General features: G+C 40.4%; 12 protein-coding genes. 6 read left to right on the forward strand and 6 right to left on the reverse strand.

Going from position 1 to position 17,550, the window contains the following annotated elements:
* Position 1 precedes the first annotated feature (1 nt).
* Both gatB and N7U62_RS06605 read left to right on the forward strand, forming a co-directional pair.
* Positions 2–1,456, forward strand: a complete 1,455-nt coding sequence (gatB, locus tag N7U62_RS06600; RefSeq protein ID WP_264137108.1) for an Asp-tRNA(Asn)/Glu-tRNA(Gln) amidotransferase subunit GatB — start codon at positions 2–4, stop codon at positions 1,454–1,456.
* Between the two features lie 40 nt (positions 1,457–1,496).
* Positions 1,497–2,597, forward strand: coding sequence for a peroxiredoxin family protein (locus N7U62_RS06605; RefSeq protein ID WP_264137109.1), 1,101 nt, complete (start codon positions 1,497–1,499; stop codon positions 2,595–2,597).
* A 59-nt stretch (positions 2,598–2,656) separates the two neighbouring features.
* Here the strand turns inward: N7U62_RS06605 and N7U62_RS06610 are convergent, their stop codons facing one another.
* Genes N7U62_RS06610 through N7U62_RS06630 form a run of 5 tightly spaced genes read right to left on the reverse strand, consistent with a single transcriptional unit; the run spans position 2,657 to position 10,285 of the window.
* Positions 2,657–4,051 (reverse strand): DUF4302 domain-containing protein, encoded by a 1,395-nt coding sequence (locus N7U62_RS06610; protein WP_264137110.1) that lies wholly within the window; start codon positions 4,049–4,051, stop codon positions 2,657–2,659.
* Positions 4,048–4,908: a substrate import-associated zinc metallohydrolase lipoprotein gene (locus N7U62_RS06615; protein ID WP_264137111.1), complete on the reverse strand. Its 861-nt coding sequence runs from the start codon at positions 4,906–4,908 to the stop codon at positions 4,048–4,050. Before N7U62_RS06615 ends, N7U62_RS06610 begins: the two co-directional genes overlap by 4 nt.
* A gap of 1 nt (position 4,909) precedes the next feature.
* Positions 4,910–6,403, reverse strand: coding sequence for a RagB/SusD family nutrient uptake outer membrane protein (locus N7U62_RS06620; RefSeq protein WP_264137112.1), 1,494 nt, complete (start codon positions 6,401–6,403; stop codon positions 4,910–4,912).
* Entirely contained in the window at positions 6,400–9,672 is a 3,273-nt protein-coding gene (locus N7U62_RS06625; RefSeq protein ID WP_264137113.1) for a SusC/RagA family TonB-linked outer membrane protein, read from the reverse strand. The genes N7U62_RS06620 and N7U62_RS06625 overlap by 4 nt, the downstream gene beginning before the upstream one ends.
* A 49-nt stretch (positions 9,673–9,721) precedes the next feature.
* On the reverse strand, positions 9,722–10,285 hold the full coding sequence (locus N7U62_RS06630) for a copper resistance protein NlpE (protein ID WP_264137114.1): 564 nt from the start codon (positions 10,283–10,285) through the stop codon (positions 9,722–9,724).
* A gap of 170 nt (positions 10,286–10,455) precedes the next feature.
* Between N7U62_RS06630 and N7U62_RS06635 the strand changes: the two genes are divergently transcribed.
* Entirely contained in the window at positions 10,456–11,160 is a 705-nt protein-coding gene (locus N7U62_RS06635; RefSeq protein ID WP_264137115.1) for an META domain-containing protein, read from the forward strand.
* Here N7U62_RS06635 and N7U62_RS06640 read toward each other — a convergent pair.
* Positions 11,157–13,706, reverse strand: a complete 2,550-nt coding sequence (locus N7U62_RS06640) for a DUF5686 and carboxypeptidase-like regulatory domain-containing protein (RefSeq protein ID WP_264137116.1) — start codon at positions 13,704–13,706, stop codon at positions 11,157–11,159. The two genes, N7U62_RS06635 and N7U62_RS06640, sit on opposite strands and share 4 nt — an antisense overlap.
* 301 nt (positions 13,707–14,007) lie before the next feature.
* Here N7U62_RS06640 and N7U62_RS06645 point away from each other — a divergent pair, with 301 nt between their 5' ends.
* The 3 genes from N7U62_RS06645 to N7U62_RS06655 are packed head-to-tail and all read left to right on the forward strand — an operon-like array spanning position 14,008 to position 17,458.
* Positions 14,008–14,586 carry an RNA polymerase sigma-70 factor gene (locus N7U62_RS06645; protein WP_264137117.1) on the forward strand — a complete coding sequence of 193 codons (579 nt, stop codon included), beginning with the start codon at positions 14,008–14,010 and terminating at the stop codon, positions 14,584–14,586.
* Between the two features lie 27 nt (positions 14,587–14,613).
* Positions 14,614–15,642 carry a FecR family protein gene (locus tag N7U62_RS06650; RefSeq protein ID WP_264137118.1) on the forward strand — a complete coding sequence of 343 codons (1,029 nt, stop codon included), beginning with the start codon at positions 14,614–14,616 and terminating at the stop codon, positions 15,640–15,642.
* The gene (locus N7U62_RS06655; protein ID WP_264137119.1) at positions 15,605–17,458 is read left to right on the forward strand and encodes a carboxypeptidase-like regulatory domain-containing protein; all 1,854 of its coding nucleotides are present in this window, start codon (positions 15,605–15,607) and stop codon (positions 17,456–17,458) included. Before N7U62_RS06650 ends, N7U62_RS06655 begins: the two co-directional genes overlap by 38 nt.
* Positions 17,459–17,550: the final 92 nt, after the last annotated feature.

Consider the following 17,550-nt stretch of genomic DNA (forward strand, 5'->3'; position numbering starts at 1 on the left):
TTTGAAAGAAAAAACATCTCAATACGAATTGGTAGTAGGACTGGAAGTTCATGTCCAGCTTGCTACTGAAAGCAAACTATTTGCTCCAGATAAAAACAGCTTTGGTGATACTCCTAACAGTAATGTGAGTCCTATTACTTTGGCACATCCTGGGACACTACCTATGCCCAATTCGAAAGCGATAGAATATGCCATCAAGATGGGGCTGGCTTGCAACTGTGAAATTTCACAGCTGACTAGCTTTGACAGGAAGAATTATTTCTATCCAGATCTGCCCAAAGGCTACCAAACTACCCAAGACAATCAACCGATTTGTATTGGAGGTTATCTGGATGTGAAAAGTGGAGTGGGCACCAAACGCATCAACCTGAATAGAATCCATATCGAAGAGGATGCCGGAAAATCTATGCATGATGGAGAACACAAAGGCTCTCTTTTAGATTTCAACAGAGCGGGCACTCCATTGATCGAGATGGTAACCGAACCAGAAATCGGATCGGCAGAAGAGGCAGGGAACCTATTGACAGAAATCAGAAAAATCGTACGATTCCTGGGTGTCGGTGATGGAAATATGGAAGAGGGCTCGCTTCGATGTGACGCCAACATTTCTCTAAGAAAAAAGGGAAGTGATAAACTGGGACAAAAAGTGGAGATCAAAAACATGAACTCCATTAGAAATGTACAGAGAGCGATCCAGCACGAAATCCAAAGACAGTCTAGCCTCCTAGATCAAGGAAAGACCATCAAACAGGAAACCAGAGGGTTTGACGATGCTACAGGCAAAACTACAGCTCAGCGTAGCAAAGAAGAAGCCAATGACTATCGATACTTCCCATGTCCAGACCTCCTGCCAATCAAAATTTCAGATAGTTATTTGTCTGAACTAAAAGCTTTGATGCCCAAACTACCAGCGGCGATTGCACAAGATCTACAAGACCAGTTTGGGTTGACTGAATATGATTCAGAAATCATTGCAGAGCGCGAGGATCGTGCGGATTATTTTTATCATGCAGCCAAAATCTGCAAGCATTACAAGAAAATTGCCAACTGGATCATCGGTCCTATTAACAATTATCTGGGAGACCAGTTGTTCACCTCCTTCCCTATCACAGCCGAGCGTCTACATGAGCTGATCGATCTGGTAGAGTCAGGAAAGTTGAATTACAACACTGCATCTACTAAGGTGTTTCAGGCAATGATAGACAGCCCTCAAAAAGGTGCCAATGAAATCGCTAAGGAGCTTTCACTATATCAAGACAATGATGAATCAGGACTTCAAAAAATTGTCGATGAAGTATTGGAAGGCATGCCTGACAAAGTAAAAGCTTATCACAATGGTAAGAAGGGATTAACGGGCCTATTTATGGGACAAGTAATGCAAAAATCCAAAGGAAAAGCGAATCCTCAAATAGCAACCAAATTGATTAACGAAACTTTAGAAAAGTTAAGGAACTAATCTCTTCAGCTAGCGTTGAGGGATACAAAAGAATTAAAATATGAGAAACGCAGTATTATTTATTCTTGGGATTGCGCTTTGGTCATGTAGCACCAAACCAGAAGGAGCGCAAATAGCAGGTAGCTATGAAAATCCTCAAGAAAGCGAATTAGTTAAAATTGAATTGGTTAAAAACAACGAATTGACTGTAGTCGATTCTTTCTACTTAGATCAGAGCGGTTCTTTTGACCGTTCGGTTGTATTGACAGAGCCATCATTTTTGAGACTCAATTTTTACAACAAACATATCGTCAATATGGTTTTGACCAATGAGGACAATGTACAATTGGTCAAAACGGAAGACAACCTGGATCAGCCTTATCGAATCACTGGTTCTAAACACACGGATTATATTTACGAAGTTTCACAGCTGAAAAAGGACTTTGAGGGAAAGGTTCAGCAACTCAATGATAAATTCCTGGAAGCAAGAAACTCAGGTGATATGTCAGCTCTGGAAGACATCAAGTCAGAGTTTCTTACGATGCAAAAAATCAACAATGATGCCATCAAGCAAGAAATCTGGAAAATGGACAATTCTATCTCTGGCATCCTTTCTACTTCATTCTTAAACGAAGAAGAAGAATTTAGCTTTCTTGATAGTCTTGCTCAGAAGTACGAAAAGCAATTACCTAACTCGAGTTACACTGCTGATTTAACTCAAAAGGTAAATAGCATGAGAAACCTGGCTATAGGCGCAGAGGCTCCTGAAATCAGCCTTCCTAACCCCAATGGAGAAATCATCACCCTGAGTTCTTTGAGAGGAAAATATGTATTGATTGACTTTTGGGCAGCCTGGTGCAGACCCTGTAGAATGGAAAACCCAAATGTGGTAAAAATGTACGAAAAATATCACGACAAGGGATTTGATATTTTGGGTGTGTCACTGGATAGAAAAAAGGAATCGTGGGTACAAGCCATTCAGCAGGATGGCCTCAATTGGAACCATGTTTCTGACCTGCAGTACTTCAATTCAGAAGCAGCTCAATTGTACCAAATCAACTCGATACCTGCTACCTATTTAATTGATCCAGAAGGTAAAATTATTGGCAAGAATCTCAGAGGTCCGGTTCTTGAAGCGAAGTTGGAAGAGATATTCGGATAAAAGGCCCAAAAGAAAAGAAACATGAAAGGTGATTAGGTAACTGATCACCTTTTTTATTGTCATTGAACAAGGGCAAATTCATAGCCATTGCAAGGATTAAACACCCTGAAAATAACCAGCCCCTCCTGAACAGGCCATTCAGAAATATAAAATTGTCCTCCTTCAAATATTTCGTCAGTTACTGTTCTTAGGTTCTGCTCATCACTCGCATCTACATCAGCTGCATTCGTATAGTTAAACTCTTCATTCAATAGAACTTGAATATAGTTACCCTGTACAGCTACAGTTTCAAAGCCTCGTAGGTGTGTTTGGTTCACATCATTGTCATCAGAAAAACTAATCCCAACAGAATAATCGATCTCTGCCGAATCTCTCCCATAATTAAAGATAAAGCCAGTAGCCTCAGGATAAGTTGATCCAATAATCAGATCCTCTGATGTAAGTGACAAACCTGTACTATCCCCTACAAAGAAGACATTAACTGAATATGGAATATCTGGCTGAGCTGTAAACAAAAGCCCTCCAGACTGAAATAAGCTATGTCTCAATTCGCCTGCGCCTAATCCTGCTATCGAAGTAGAATATACCGGAGACAGTCTAGTTTCTGCATCACAATACACCTCGCCTGTTTCACTATATGAATCCAGAGATACCCTTGAGATACTAAAGTTTTTACCTCCATATTCAAATGCAATAGGTGACTCCAGAACCATGTCTCCATCCAAAAAGGAAAAACCTGTAGTAAGATTAATGTCCACCCAATTAGCGGCAGTAATCGCCGTTAAATCACTTCCCTGAGCAGCCCCATCTAGCGTTATAAACCTTTTCACTAAATCAACCTCCCAATAAATGGACACATCATCATTCGCTAGATAAAGTTGTTGGATGATTTGGTCACCAAAAGGCTGTGAGTAAAATCGATAAGAATCAAATGCATCAGCCTCCTCTCTGGAAAAAGCATCAGCGGCATTAGCCGGTGCAGGCACCAAAGTTATGATCGTCGTTTCGTCTGCTGGATCAGTTTTGCTATAAAGCCTGAGGTTACCATCTACTTCGTCCAAATAAAAGAACTCAAACTCCGCTCCAAAAGTAGATTGGTCTTGCTCAAACAAATAATGAAACACAGCGTAGGTTTCAAGTGTCAATTGAATATCCAATTGCACGTCTACCCTATATGGAATGGTCTGATCAAATAAACTCCCCTCCTCGTTAGCCACATCCGATTGAATTCGAACCTCATTTTCATCAAAATCCATGAGAATATAGTAAGTCCCTGCTTCTGGAACAGGTCGATAATCCAGCATCCAGCCATGCTCAGGAGCCATCAATTTATCCTTTAGATCATTGATGGCAGCTTCCCTGCGTTCATCAGCAGGTGCTAGTTTAGGTTCGTACTCCTGCGTACAACCGAAGGCCAATCCAGCCAGCAACGCTATGTAAAGTCCTATTCTCATAGTTTACTTTGCAATTCATTTCTTAGATCATCCAAATCAATTCCTGTCACCTTCAGGTAGTGATCTTTAACTGAAGTTACCTTTTCTTGCAATCTGGACCTACCTTCATTTCGTTCTTCACATTCTGCATCAATGCAATCTTCCAAGGTCAAATAAGTCTCATGAAAATCTTCATCAAACACATAAAAAGCCACAATCTCAGCAAAATCCTCATTGACAGAGCTAGTAGCATAGGGAGATACAAACCCGCGCTTCAGGGCTTCATCTTCGGTTAGATTGAACCAGGAACCCGAACTGGTATATCCTTGAGGTGAAATATTTTCAAAATTGGCAGGCAACTTAAATTCCTGATGAACAATATGAGCAAACTCATGGTAAGTCACTTGCAATTGCAGCTGCACCCAGTTTGGATCGGCTAAATCATAACTATTCACATCCGTATAGGTAATTCTGGCCCCCGCATCGGCAGTACCCAGAGTGACAGTTCCATCATTGTTGTAAATAGGGCTACCTAAAAAGATCAGCTCAGCAGGAACGTATCGTCTAAAAAAAGCCTCACCATTGGGTACCGCTTTATAGGTATTAAACCAATACTCTTCTACAAAATCCAACATTGGACGAACTATTTCCAATTTAGGAGGAACTACATTTTGCCCAGGATCTACATAGTTATCGACATATTTGTATCGTACCGCGACGTTATACTCCTGAATGAAATTCTCATCAATATAAATATCCAGATCAGAAGTCAATTCAGCTTCCTTCTTCTTGTCAACATTGAGATCATCTTCCTTCAAACAAGAAGAAAGTGAAATCAACCCAACTAACACCCAAATATTTTTCATCCTTATTTTCATATCATCTCGGGTTATCTTCTAACCCACCTACGTCCTGCGCAGATTGAGGTATTTGCAACACTTTTCTTGGGTCATCTGAGCTCAACACATCGGTACTACCATCTGCGAACTGATGTTGAACGGTCATTCCATATCTTTTGATATCAAACCATCTAAGACCTTGACCTACAAACTCCTTTCGTCTTTCGAAAAGAAGATAATTCAATAATATATCCTGATCGGTAAAACTAGGTTCATTCTCTGCTCCATAAAAACTTCTCAACACATCCAAAGTCAAGGTAACATCTGCTACTCCTGTGTATCTCCTATCGGTTAGTATCTGTAAATCGGCCAAAGCAGCTGACAAATTACCGCTGTAAACATTCGCCTCTATACGATTGAACAAGACTTCTTCACCCTTGAACATAACTCCAATATGATAGGGCAATCCGGTATTTGAATTCAAACTGCTTCTCTCGAACAAACTCTCGTATCTCACAGGATATAAAGCATTCAAGCCCTTTACAAAGGCTGGATTTTCTCTTTCGTCTGTCGCCCCAAATGGATTAGTCCCGTAAAGGCTGCTATAAAAATTTTCGTCTACTCCGAATGCAAAATCTGTACGCTGTACTAATGAAATTTTCCTCATCAACAACAAATTAGCTGGCTCCTCTGCTGAGGAAAACAATTGAGGATAGCCTGTAATAGATGACTTGGCTGCCTGATATTCATCTGACGTAAAGTCCCGAACATAGGCCTCAGGATTACTCCCCAGGAGCTCATTACTATATTGCAAGGACCGAATAAAATCCCCCTTGTACAAGTAGAACCTGCTAGCAAAGGCCAAAGCAGCATTTCTGTTAAAATGATATTTACCTGAACCACTAAAGAAGGATTCATTCAGGTTGTCCAAACCATCTAGCAAATCATCTTCTACCAGACTATAAACTCTGGATACTGAGGCTCTCTCATATTGGGCCAAAAATTCTGATTCTGGTGTTTTGATATAAGGCACTCCTTCATCTGAAGAGGCTCCATTTATGTTGTAATGTTCGCCAAACATATTGACAAGCATAAAATGGGCATAAGCTCTGGTCAGCAGGGCCTCCGCCTCTATGGCCTTCTTTTGAGCCCTTTCCTCGTCACTATCCGCTGGCAAGTCATCTAGCACTGTTAAAACCTCATTGGCATGAGCTATGGCGTTGTATGACTCATACCAGTAAAAATCTGGTGAATCCTGCTCGTCTGGTCCTGCCACCACATCTTCCCATCTGAACATGTCTTCATGAGCAGGTCTGATGTTGGTGCCAAAAGTGTAAAAGAAATCATCTGTCATCCAATCCGTGAATGCCGGACTAGCCACCGAATAGGCATTGGTCAAAAGCTGAGCTGCCTTATCCAGATCATTTAGCTCCACGCGATTGTCAGGGTTGACATCCAAATATTCATCGCAACTGCTAATCCCAATGGATAGTGCGAAGCATAAACTTAGATATGTAATTTTCTTGCGTATCATAAGCCTAAATTCAATGAAAAGGTGATCATCCGTGGTTGAGGCAATGCTACTCCTCCACTATTAAAGAATTCAGGATCTTGTCCATTCAGCCTACTATCCGAATAGATCAACCATAGATTTTGTCCTTCCAAACTTACACTTGCAGTTCTTAACCGTGCTTTTTCTGTCCATTTCGGAGGTATCTGATATCCTAAGCGTACACTTTTCAATCTCACATAATCTCCATTGGCCACTCTCACATCACTTTGATTATAAAGCGAATAAGCTTGTACATCAGCACCTACTCTTACCTGTCTATCCGTTAGAATCACTGGCACATTGGTTTCCTCTTCATCCCCAGGTACCATCCATCTATCTTGCAGTTCGGCTGGCAAAGACACAAAGTCACTATAGCTAGATCTAAAGCCATTGTTCAACCTGATTTTGTAATCGAACTTGTATGTCAACAATACATTGAGTGAAATGCCTTTGTATCTGAAAACATTGGAGAAACCTCCTCCACCCCTTGGTTCAGCGGATCCCTCATATTTTAAAACTCCTGTCAGGTTTTCTCTGTCTTGTAGGTCCACCTCCGTTACGATTTGATCTCCTTCTCCATAAAAAGTCGGAATACCATTGGGTGACAATCCGGCAAAGCGAGAAGAGAAAATCCCTCTCCTTGGACCGCCTAAAACTGCTGCCCCATTTTGGTCTAATGCATCAGCCAACCTAGGCCCGAAATCCAATTTAGTAATCTGATCATAGGTGTAGCCAATGTTGAAATTAGTACTCCAGCTAAATGCATTTTTTTGAATATTCAAGGTATTGAATGCTATTTCAAAACCATGGGCTTCCATATCCGCGAAATTCCCATACTTGAGTGACTGCCCTCCCACTCCGCTGGTCAACACACTTCCAATCAAATCAAATGATTGTCTATAGTAGTAGTCCATGGATGTAGTCAGGCGATTGTTCCAAATCCCCAGATCCATACCCACATTGAATTCAGTCAATTTTTCCCAGGTCAAATCTTCGTTGGTCAAATCCTGAATGTATAAATAGGGTTCTACATCAGTTGGTCGTATGGTCACATCCGATTGCAAATTCAGAATGGCACTAGCCCCAGGTGGTAAATTACCTGACAATCCATAGGTAGCCCTTATTTTCAACTCATCGAGAAAATCAAATCCCTTCATGAAGCCTTCCTGATCCGCATTCCAGGCTGCAGACACATTCCATGTAGGTAAATATCGAGCCTCTCTGCTTCTCCCTAATTGATTAGAGCCATCGTACCTGCCGGTAAAGTTGGCTATATACTTTCCTTTATAAGCGTACCCAGCATTCAAAAAAGCACCTATGAAGCGATCTCTAGTCTCATCAAAGGTATTGATATCTATATTCTGCAGATTGAAGAATTCTACAATATTAGGGTCAGTCACCACGACTCCACCACTTTCATAAATGACCCCCATGGCTGTCGCACTTCTCTCGACTCTATCAGAGTATCTCATCTCAGCACCCGCCAAAACATTCACGGTATGATCAAGTCCAATTTCTTTGGTGTAGTTGGCACTAAATCTGCCGAAATAGCTCAATAGATCCGTTTGGTCCAGATAATTGAAACCTCCTTGTGGCAGGACCACGACTGGGTTCAAACCTGGATTGTCTGGATCCCTAAATAGTAAGTTATTCGCATCCTGAAAGAATTGAGTGTCATTGGCTCGATAGGCTTCCGCCTGATTCGATCGTTCATGAACAGTATGATCTCTTTTAGTACTTGCATATCGGAGTTGAAAAACCCCATTGATAGATAGATTTTTGACGGGCGAGTAATCAAAATTAGCCTGTGTAGACACATCCAAAACATTGATATTAATGAAATTATACTTCAGCTCCTCTAGGATATTGAAAGGTGCATAATTTCTTCTGAAATATTCTAAATCACCGTTTTCGTCATAAGGCCGCATGGATCGGCTGGTATTCAATGCGAAGCTCAAAGGATTGATGTCAAAATCCCTGCTATAAGTCCCAGTAATAGGATCAAACTCACGGTTTCTCGTCCCAGGTGCTTCTTGATCTCTATAGCTACCGCTCAGCTTCAAACCAAAACTGAATTTGTCCGACACATTATAGATATTACGAGCCGAAGCTGTCAACCTCTGTACTTGGTCAGCTATCGTCTGGCCATCGTCATGCAAATAACTGAGTGAATAGTAACTGGTTGATTTTTTTGTCCCTGAGGTAAAGCTCAAAGAATGCTGTTGTTGTAATCCAAAATCGTTGAACAAAACATCGAACCAATCCGTGTTGGTATTCTCATATTGATTCAAAAAATCTTCGTTCAAACCGCCACCTGTGCCCCATGGAATTTCCTTTTGATTGATCAAAACATACATTTTCCCCATCGCACCATAGTTCTGAGACCGAGCCGATGTAGTTATATCTATCAATCCTTTGTTTTGCATCTCGCGATAGATAGACATCTCCTGTTCTGAATTCAACAAATTGAATTGATTGTAAGTTGGGCGGACTTTTACTGAATAATTGCTATTATAATTGACTTGAAGGGCACCTGTTCTACCCTTCTTTGTTGTAATCACAATCACCCCATTGGCGGCTCTTGCACCATAGATCGCCGTGGCAGATGCATCTTTTAAGATTTGATAGGTTTCTATATCACTGGGATTGAGATTAGCGATAGATGAGCTAATCAAAGTATTGGCATTACCCGAGATAAAATCATCTGTGTTCACTTCAGAAAGATCCTCCAGAATCACACCATCCACTACATAGAGCGGCTGATTGTTTCCATTGATGGAAGAATTACCTCTGATTCGGATTTTAGGGGAAGTCCCAAAAGTACCTGAGACATTGTCTACTGTGACGCCCGCGACTCGACCTTCGAGCATCCTACTGGCATCTGCTACCCCTTCCAACTTGACATCCTGCATTTCGAGTCGGGAGGCAGCTCCGGTAAACAACTTTCGATCTACAACCTGAAATCCGTTAACGACTACTTCATCCAAAACCTCAGAATCCTCTTCTAGTTTGATGAAGAGCGGTTCCGAATTTTCAACTGTAAGTCGCTGTTCTTTCATCCCCACCATTCGGATTACAACAACAGATCCCTTTTCAGCCTGAAAACGGAAATTCCCTTCAATATCCGTAACAGCACCAGTTGAGGTGTTTTCTACCTGAACAGAAACACCTATGAGTGGTTCACCACTTTGATCGAGCACCTGACCATTGACAGAAACCAGACTCTGAGCGAAACCAAAAAAACTGCTCACTAGGAGCAGTATTAATACAATTATTTTTCTTTCTAAGGTTGCCAATTATTTATTCTACCTCTTCTGCTCTTGAAAATGACTGGAGAACTTCATAAGAAATAACCGCGGTTATTTGATCTCTTTCCTCTTGCGGCAATGAATTCACATAAGCAATCACTTCACTTATACTATTATTATGTTCTGGGAGTAGAGCTTGTAGGTCTGCATTTGAAATTGCTAATGCTTGAATAGGCTGACTTAATTTTAACAAATCCAATTCATTCTGCTCAACAGAATATACTATTTCATCACCATCTAAATCTAAAGTAAGTGACTCCTCTTCTTCATTATGAATCCATGTACCTTGATCTGCAATGGTAGAAAGTCCAATTCTTTCGATTTTAATTGTAAATGTTCCATTCTTAACTAACTCTAAAGTGTAACTTTCATATCCTAAATCTGCCAAACTATACTCATAGGCAAACCAATTATACTCAGATGGCACATTGTAATCTGCTTCTGACTGCATTTCCCAAGTTCCAACTATATGCGGAGTAGGATCTTCACTTTCACTACAAGCAAGCGAAAAAGCCAGAAGACTGACAATCAATAAATTATTAAAAATTCTTTTCATAACAGGAATCTAAAAATAGTTAAACAATTGGTTGTGGCGCCAAAAACACCGAGACCTAATGACCAAAATTGTCGTAGATTGCCAAGGATTATTTAGCTTTATCAAAATGTAAAATATAGCCAATTGCTACTTTATCAAATAAAATTGACAATTTTCCAATAAAAAAATAGATGAAAGGTCTTAGTAATATCTTACTGCTATCCGCTATTCTAATGAGCTGTAGTGCATCCAAGAATGAAAGCTCTGACACCTTCGACTACAGAATCGATCATCTATGGATCAACAGTGTACAGTCACCCTGTGCCAGCGTAGGCAAGCCTTCTTGTTATCAAGCAGATATAGTCAGAGGCAACCAACCCGAAAGATGGAAGACCTTTTATCATGACATCATTGGTTTTCGCTATGAACCAGGCTATGTCTATCAGCTTAAAGTTCGTGTAGAGTTTACCGATTCGACAAGTAGCGAGCCTGACTTCATTAGATATACATTGATTGAAGAGGAAATGAAACAAAAAGATTACACCCTTGATCTGAACGGTGGTTGGAACCTTACGACAATCGACGGAGATTCTATTCCCGATTTTGATTCTACACAGATTGCTCCCAACATTCATTTCTCTCCCGAATCTGGCATAGTTTCAGGAAGCTCAGGTTGCAATCAGTTTTCGGGATCCTTTCATCTTAGCTTTATCAACAAACTAAAATTGGGATCAATGGTAAGCACACGTCGAATGTGTCCCGATATGCAAATCGAGCAGGATATGCTAGGTGCATTTCAGCAAATAGATGAATTCATCATCAAAGATGAAAAACTGGCGCTGCAAGATTACAATGGAAAGGTACTCATGACCTTTGAGAAAATTCCGGAATATTAGAATTCCACTTGTACTTTGGCTCTGATTGCCCATCCTGTAGGGACATTGGGTCTATCCAAATAGGTAATTCGCTTCACTGCATCAATTCTTAGAAACTTAAAAATATTGGAGATACCAAAACTTGCCTCCATGTAAGGATCACTGGTCAAAGCATAGGTAGCTTGACTTCCATCTACATTGTGAGGAAATGACGGTAAATCAGAATGCATGTCAGGGTTATTCACATCACTTAATGTACCGAACAGCACCTTATAGGTCACCACAGATCTCAACTTCAATTTATTGACCAAAGGAATCTTGTTCATGATATAGCCATTGAAGTAATGTGACAATTGCAAGTTGACCTGGCGATCACTGACAAACTCAAGATAGTTCATCATGTTAAAAGCCCTGGAAGAATAAGCATAGGATTGGTTTCCTCTTGGCAAGGTCAACAAAGGATAGGGAACCTGTCCCCATAGTTGGGTGTATGCCACATCAAAATCTGTATATCCAAAAGGAGCTACAAAAAAGCGCTTGGACACTCTAAGCTGGATTCGATCATAACTATAATCGGAATAAAACACATCTTTGAACCCATGCCAATAATCAATGGTGATTATTGGGTACTTATTAGGAATAGACCATGTTCCAGTACGCCCCTGATAATACTGCTCATTGGGAGCAAATCTTATTCCTAACTTCAGCTCAGTAACTTCAATTTCTTCCGCTCTACGTTGATCTTTGTCTTTGAAACTGGTGTCTATCACGCCTGGCTGAAAAGTGAGTACGCCACCTGGCTGTAAATCCTCTACACTCCCTCCTATGTTATAAGAAAAGCCTCTTCCGAGTACTTTACCATAGCTAAAACCATACTTATCCGAATAAATCATCTTATCATTGACCCCTCTTCTGAAAGAGTGAAACAGATTTGCTTCCATCGCATATTGTAGACTTTCACCAGGGTTGACCAAGTCCTTTGCGTAGTACACCGAAGCATGATCCAATCGGTTTTCAGTGAAATAATGTGACACCTTCCCTGCATATTTCCATTCCTCATCCATGAGTCCGTAGGCACCATATGCTTGAATTTGCCAATACCTACTGAACTTCTCAGTAGTCATACCACCGAATCGAAATCGAGTACCTTCGATCTGGTTGTAAGACACAAAAGTTCCCACTGGCCCCATGGCTACTTTGTTGAAATCTTGATAACCAATGGTCACAAGAGTCAAAATATCCATGAATCGTTTGAATGCTGGCAATTCTTTGATTTCCTGATTCAGAGCGTAAACCCCTTGCTCAGATTTGGACAACTCCATATGCCTCGCCTCTTCCCAAAACTCATCAGATTGTTCCCCAACCAAGGCCAATTCTTTGATTTTTTCGTTACCAGCATAGATGGTGTCTGAGCGCTGCTGATTATAAAGAAGATCGCTGTACGAAACAGTCCTCCTACCAAAGATGCCTACTCCATTGCCATCTACAATGTTGAAATCCATATTGACCTCATCTGTCTTCAACTCATAGGCACCATATTCGTTCTTCTCGAATTCTTGCTTGACAAACATATCCTCAACAAAGTTCAGGTTAATGCCATCTGCAATCCTCATGTCGATCTTCTTCACTGCATAAGCCGAATCCGTGGTTATGAACACATTTCCTACAAAGGCCAAATCGCCTTCATTACGCGGCTGAAAGGCCAATTTGAAATACTTTTCACCTTCAAACTCTAAGGTGTCAGCGATATAGTATTTGTAAGTCAAAGGAGCCAAAATAGAGATAGGACTCACAAAACGCTGAGACAAAATCGGCATATTGTTTTCATAGATATCAACATCCTGATAAAGTTTATCCAGAATGTAAGAGATCCCCTGATTGTCAAAATAATCTTCAAAACCTGTCAACTTCGTACCTAAACGGTACTCCACTTCCCTTTCAGGATCTTTTCGATAATAGACTTGCGAACTCGTTTCCCTCAAAAAGATAGGAAGGTAAGTTTTGCCATTGATATCTGAGGTATCCATGTAATCGAAAACCATCTGAAAATCCCTCATTACCCTTTTTTGCTTGAATTTCTCGGTAATATTATTGAAGTCGAACTCTACTTTTTCATACTTGTTGTATTCATAGTAGTCCATGCTTTCCATCTGGTTTTGATCTTTGTTGTCAATTACCTTCTGAATGATGGTCACCGCAGGGTTATCCTTGTTTCGATATCTCAGCTTTTTACTTTTTACGGTGACTTCCTCCAGTTCCATACTAGATGAAGTCAATCGAAAATCAATGACTTGTGAAGTTCCAATATTGACTGATTTTATTACTGGATCATATCCAATGTAAGATGCCTTGAGGCGCTCAGTGGCTTGGGTAGTTTGCAAATAGTACTTCCCTTCGATATCTGAGGTAGTACCAGTAGTAGTGCCGTCAAATGAAATATTAACAAAAGGCAGAGGCTCACCAGTCTCTTGATCCAAAACAACCCCGCGAATACGGGTTGATTCCTGAGCCATGGCTTCAAGACCAAATAGTAGGGAAATAAAAAGTAGAAGACTGGTTAATTTCAAATTAGCATTCAGTTAGGTTTCAGACTGGACAAAGATCAGCCCAAAACAATTAATTGTTAATCATATGGCCTTTGACATAATCTGCTATGAGTCTATCAATCCAATAGTACCGTTACTAAGACCCATTTGACGCGAAATTGTTTCCTTTTTGTATAAAAATAAGACAGGATTGTAAAAAATAGTTCTCATTTCCGGAGACATTATACATTTCGCACCAATTAATCTGAATTTCTCATCTACTGTGGTAGATGTCTGTCATTTTTAATTTATCTATTTAGCTTCGCAGTACCAACACTAAACTGTGGCAAAGAACAGCGTACATATATTTGATTTTTCTGATGAAAAACAATTCGAACTCCTGTTCAAAGAGTTCTACCAGCCATTGACCGCTTTTGCTTTTCAGTATTTGAAGGATTCTATAGAGGCAGAAGAAACGATTCAGGAAATCTTCAGTACGCTCTGGCAAAAATCCGAGGAGATAGAAATTCGAACTACGGTCAAATCTTATCTCTATGGCGCTGTGCGAAACAATTGCCTCAATCAACTCAAACATAAAAAAGTCATCCAGGCTCATGAAGAGACCGTTCGTTTTCAGGGTGAAGAATCTAATGGCGAGGATTTTCTAGAGTTGGAAGAATTGCAGCAACGGATTGATTCTGCTTTGGATAGTCTTCCGGAAAAGTGCCGGCAGATTTTCGAAATGAGTCGATTTGAGGACAAGAAGTACAAGGATATTGCAGAAGAGTTGGACCTATCCATCAAAACTGTAGAAACTCAAATGAGCAGAGCGCTCAAGGTAATGAGAGCTGCGCTTGGGCAATACCTTACAGTTTTGGTACTATGGGTGAGTTGGTTAATCGAAAAAGCATTGTCAGGGTAAAATTAAATTGAGTTGTCGATATAGTAGATGAGTGATAAAAACGGACATATAGTGAATGATGAAATGCTTTATCGCTATTTCGCAAAGGAATTAAGCGAAATAGAGGAAGCATTGGTGGATGACTGGAAGATTATATCCGAAGAAAATCAAAGACAATTTGATGAGGCCCATGTTTTTTATCTGGATATGAAAGCCCTGGCTTCTATCGAGAAGTTCGAAAACGATGTGGAAGACGAAAAATCCTGGGAAAAATTCAAAATAAAAAAGGAGTTCAAACCAAAGACTCCTTCAACTCAAGAACCTCAGCAAGAAGAATCCATTAGCAAATTGCGCCTCCCCTATTTTAATATTGCTGCAGCCATAGGCGTATTGATTATTATCTCCTGGGTATTATTTGGCCCATCCTTATCAGATGATGAGTACCGAATCACCTCTAACAATAGTCAAGACGAAGTGGAGCTTAAGGACGGTAGTCATGTAACTCTTAATAGTCATTCTGAAATTACTTACTTAAGCTCATTTGATGAAAAGGAAAGGCGAGTGAGACTAAAAGGGGAAGCTTTTTTCAAAGTATCGAAAAACCCAGAAAAGCCTTTTATTGTCGATCTGGGTTCAGCTACCGTAAAAGTTTTGGGTACGGCATTCAACGTCAATTCTGTCGATCCAAATGAAATCACTGTGAGCGTAGAAGAAGGTAAAGTTAGCTTTATGTCAGCCAGTGAAGAAAAAATCCTGACAGCAGGTCAAAGTGCAAAGTTGAATACCCAAACAGCTCAATTTGAATCAATAAGTGAGATAAGCAATGAAGCCAATTTCTGGAGAACCAAGAGTTTAATATTCGATAACAACCGCTTGAGTGAAGTCATTGCTGATCTAGAAAATCTGTATGATATCTCCATCGAGCTGGACAATCCTCAATTATCAGACTGTACCCTGACAGTAAGCTTTGAAAATGAAAAGCTCGAGAATATTTTGGAAGTTGTATCCACCACGCTTAACCTGGAAGTTACCCTGATCGATGAAACCTACCACCTGTCTGGAAATGGCTGTCAATAGATGGCTGATAGCCAGTTTTGTTGTATTAGCATCCTTCTTAACGACTTTAGGTCAAGAACTCAACCCGCAGCATTTAGTAAGCCTGAGTTTGAAAGACGCTACTCTCCAGGAGGCGCTTCAGTCCCTAGATGCCATGCCGGATTTTACGCTATCCTACAATCCAGGCACTTTACCTGAAAAATCTCATATCACTAAGAAGTACGTCAATCAACCGATAGATGAGATATTAAAAGATTTGCTAGGTGATGATTTCGAAATCAAACATATTGGTCGATATGTAATCATCCAGAAAAAAGAAAAAAAGGAAAAGAAAAACGTTACTATTAGCGGAGATATCAAGGATGCTAAAACAGGTAAGACTCTTAAAAATGTAACGGTATACGAGGTAAACACCTTGAACTCTACCCTATCAGATGAGGAAGGCCAATTTAAACTCAAAGTAAAAAGCAAAAATGAAATCGCCACCTTTGCCATCAGCCGAAAGGACTATCAGGACACAATAATTCAGGTTCAGGATGCCCCTAAACTTCAGCAGGACATCTACCTTCAACCCTCCAAAGATGCAAAGCCAGTAAATAAAGAAAGAGACCTATGGTTGGAGACCAAAAAACTGGTCAAATTATTTACCAGCTACAATAATCGAAAGAACACCGAAAATGTAGATAATATTCAGGATCGCTATTTTCAGGTTTCCTTTGTCCCCTCCATTGGTACCAATATGAGTATGGGTGGTCAAGTGCGTCACAAATATTCCTTTAATGTGCTGGCAGGCTACTCTTATGGCTTGGACCAAGGATTCGAGCTTGGTGGACTTTATAATATCGATCGCAGTGACATATCAGGATGCCAGATCGGTGGAATCGGCAATACCGTAGGTGGAAAAACCAAAGGTGTGCAAATAGGTGGTGTAATTAATGTTGGACGAGAACGATTAGAAGGTACACAAATATCCGGTGTCACCAACTGGATCAGCGATAGTGTCAAGGGTTTTCAACTGGCTGGTTTCAACAACTATTCTAAAGGACTCAATGGCGCACAAGTATCTGGATTCACCAATATTGCCTCTACTACCGATGGCTTCCAGTTGGCAGGTTTTAGCAATCACGCCAGAGATATTGAAGGAATGCAGCTTTCTTCTGTGATCAACACCGCTCGGAAGATCAATGGAGTGCAATTAACAGCGGTCATCAATGTCGCCGAAACAACTGATGGTATGCAAATAAGCTCCCTTCTCAACACCACCAAAAATCTGAAAGGTGTACAATTAGGAATCATCAATTACGCAGATTCTATTAGCGAAAACGCCTTACAAATTGGTTTTATCAATCTGGGAAGAAAGAATCACTTGTTTGAATTTGGAACAGAATATAGCGATGTGATACCCTGGAGGATCAGTCTCAGAACAGGAACAAACAAATTCTATACGGCCATTTCGGCAGGCACACAATTTACTGAAAGAACCGAATCTGAGGCGCTTTGGTCTTATGGACTGGGTTTTGGATCTAAACTATTCATGACTAAAAAATTCTTTTTCAACCCAGAGATCAATTGCCACAACCTCCTGTGGCACAACGACTCTGACCATGAATCTTTGAATCTACTCAACAAGCTGCATCTCAATTTGGGCTATCAGTTTTTCAATCACTTGAGTATAACAGGTGGTCCGGCACTCAATATTTATGTCACCGATTATATGAATCCGCAAACTGGTGACCTGGGAATGCAGATTGCGAAAAACACTTTTTATGATCAGGTAGAAGAAGAAAACACCAGAGTTCAAATATGGCTTGGATATCAATTTGCCATTCGTTTTTAATAGGCTGTTAGACAAACTCATCATTCCACTTAATAATTTCGGTAAGACTCTGCAGAGTAATCCCTAATTTCGCAGACTAAAAAAACAACCAG

The organism is Reichenbachiella ulvae (assembly GCF_025833875.1).
In the GTDB taxonomy this organism is placed as follows: Bacteria; Bacteroidota; Bacteroidia; order Cytophagales; family Cyclobacteriaceae; genus Reichenbachiella; species Reichenbachiella ulvae.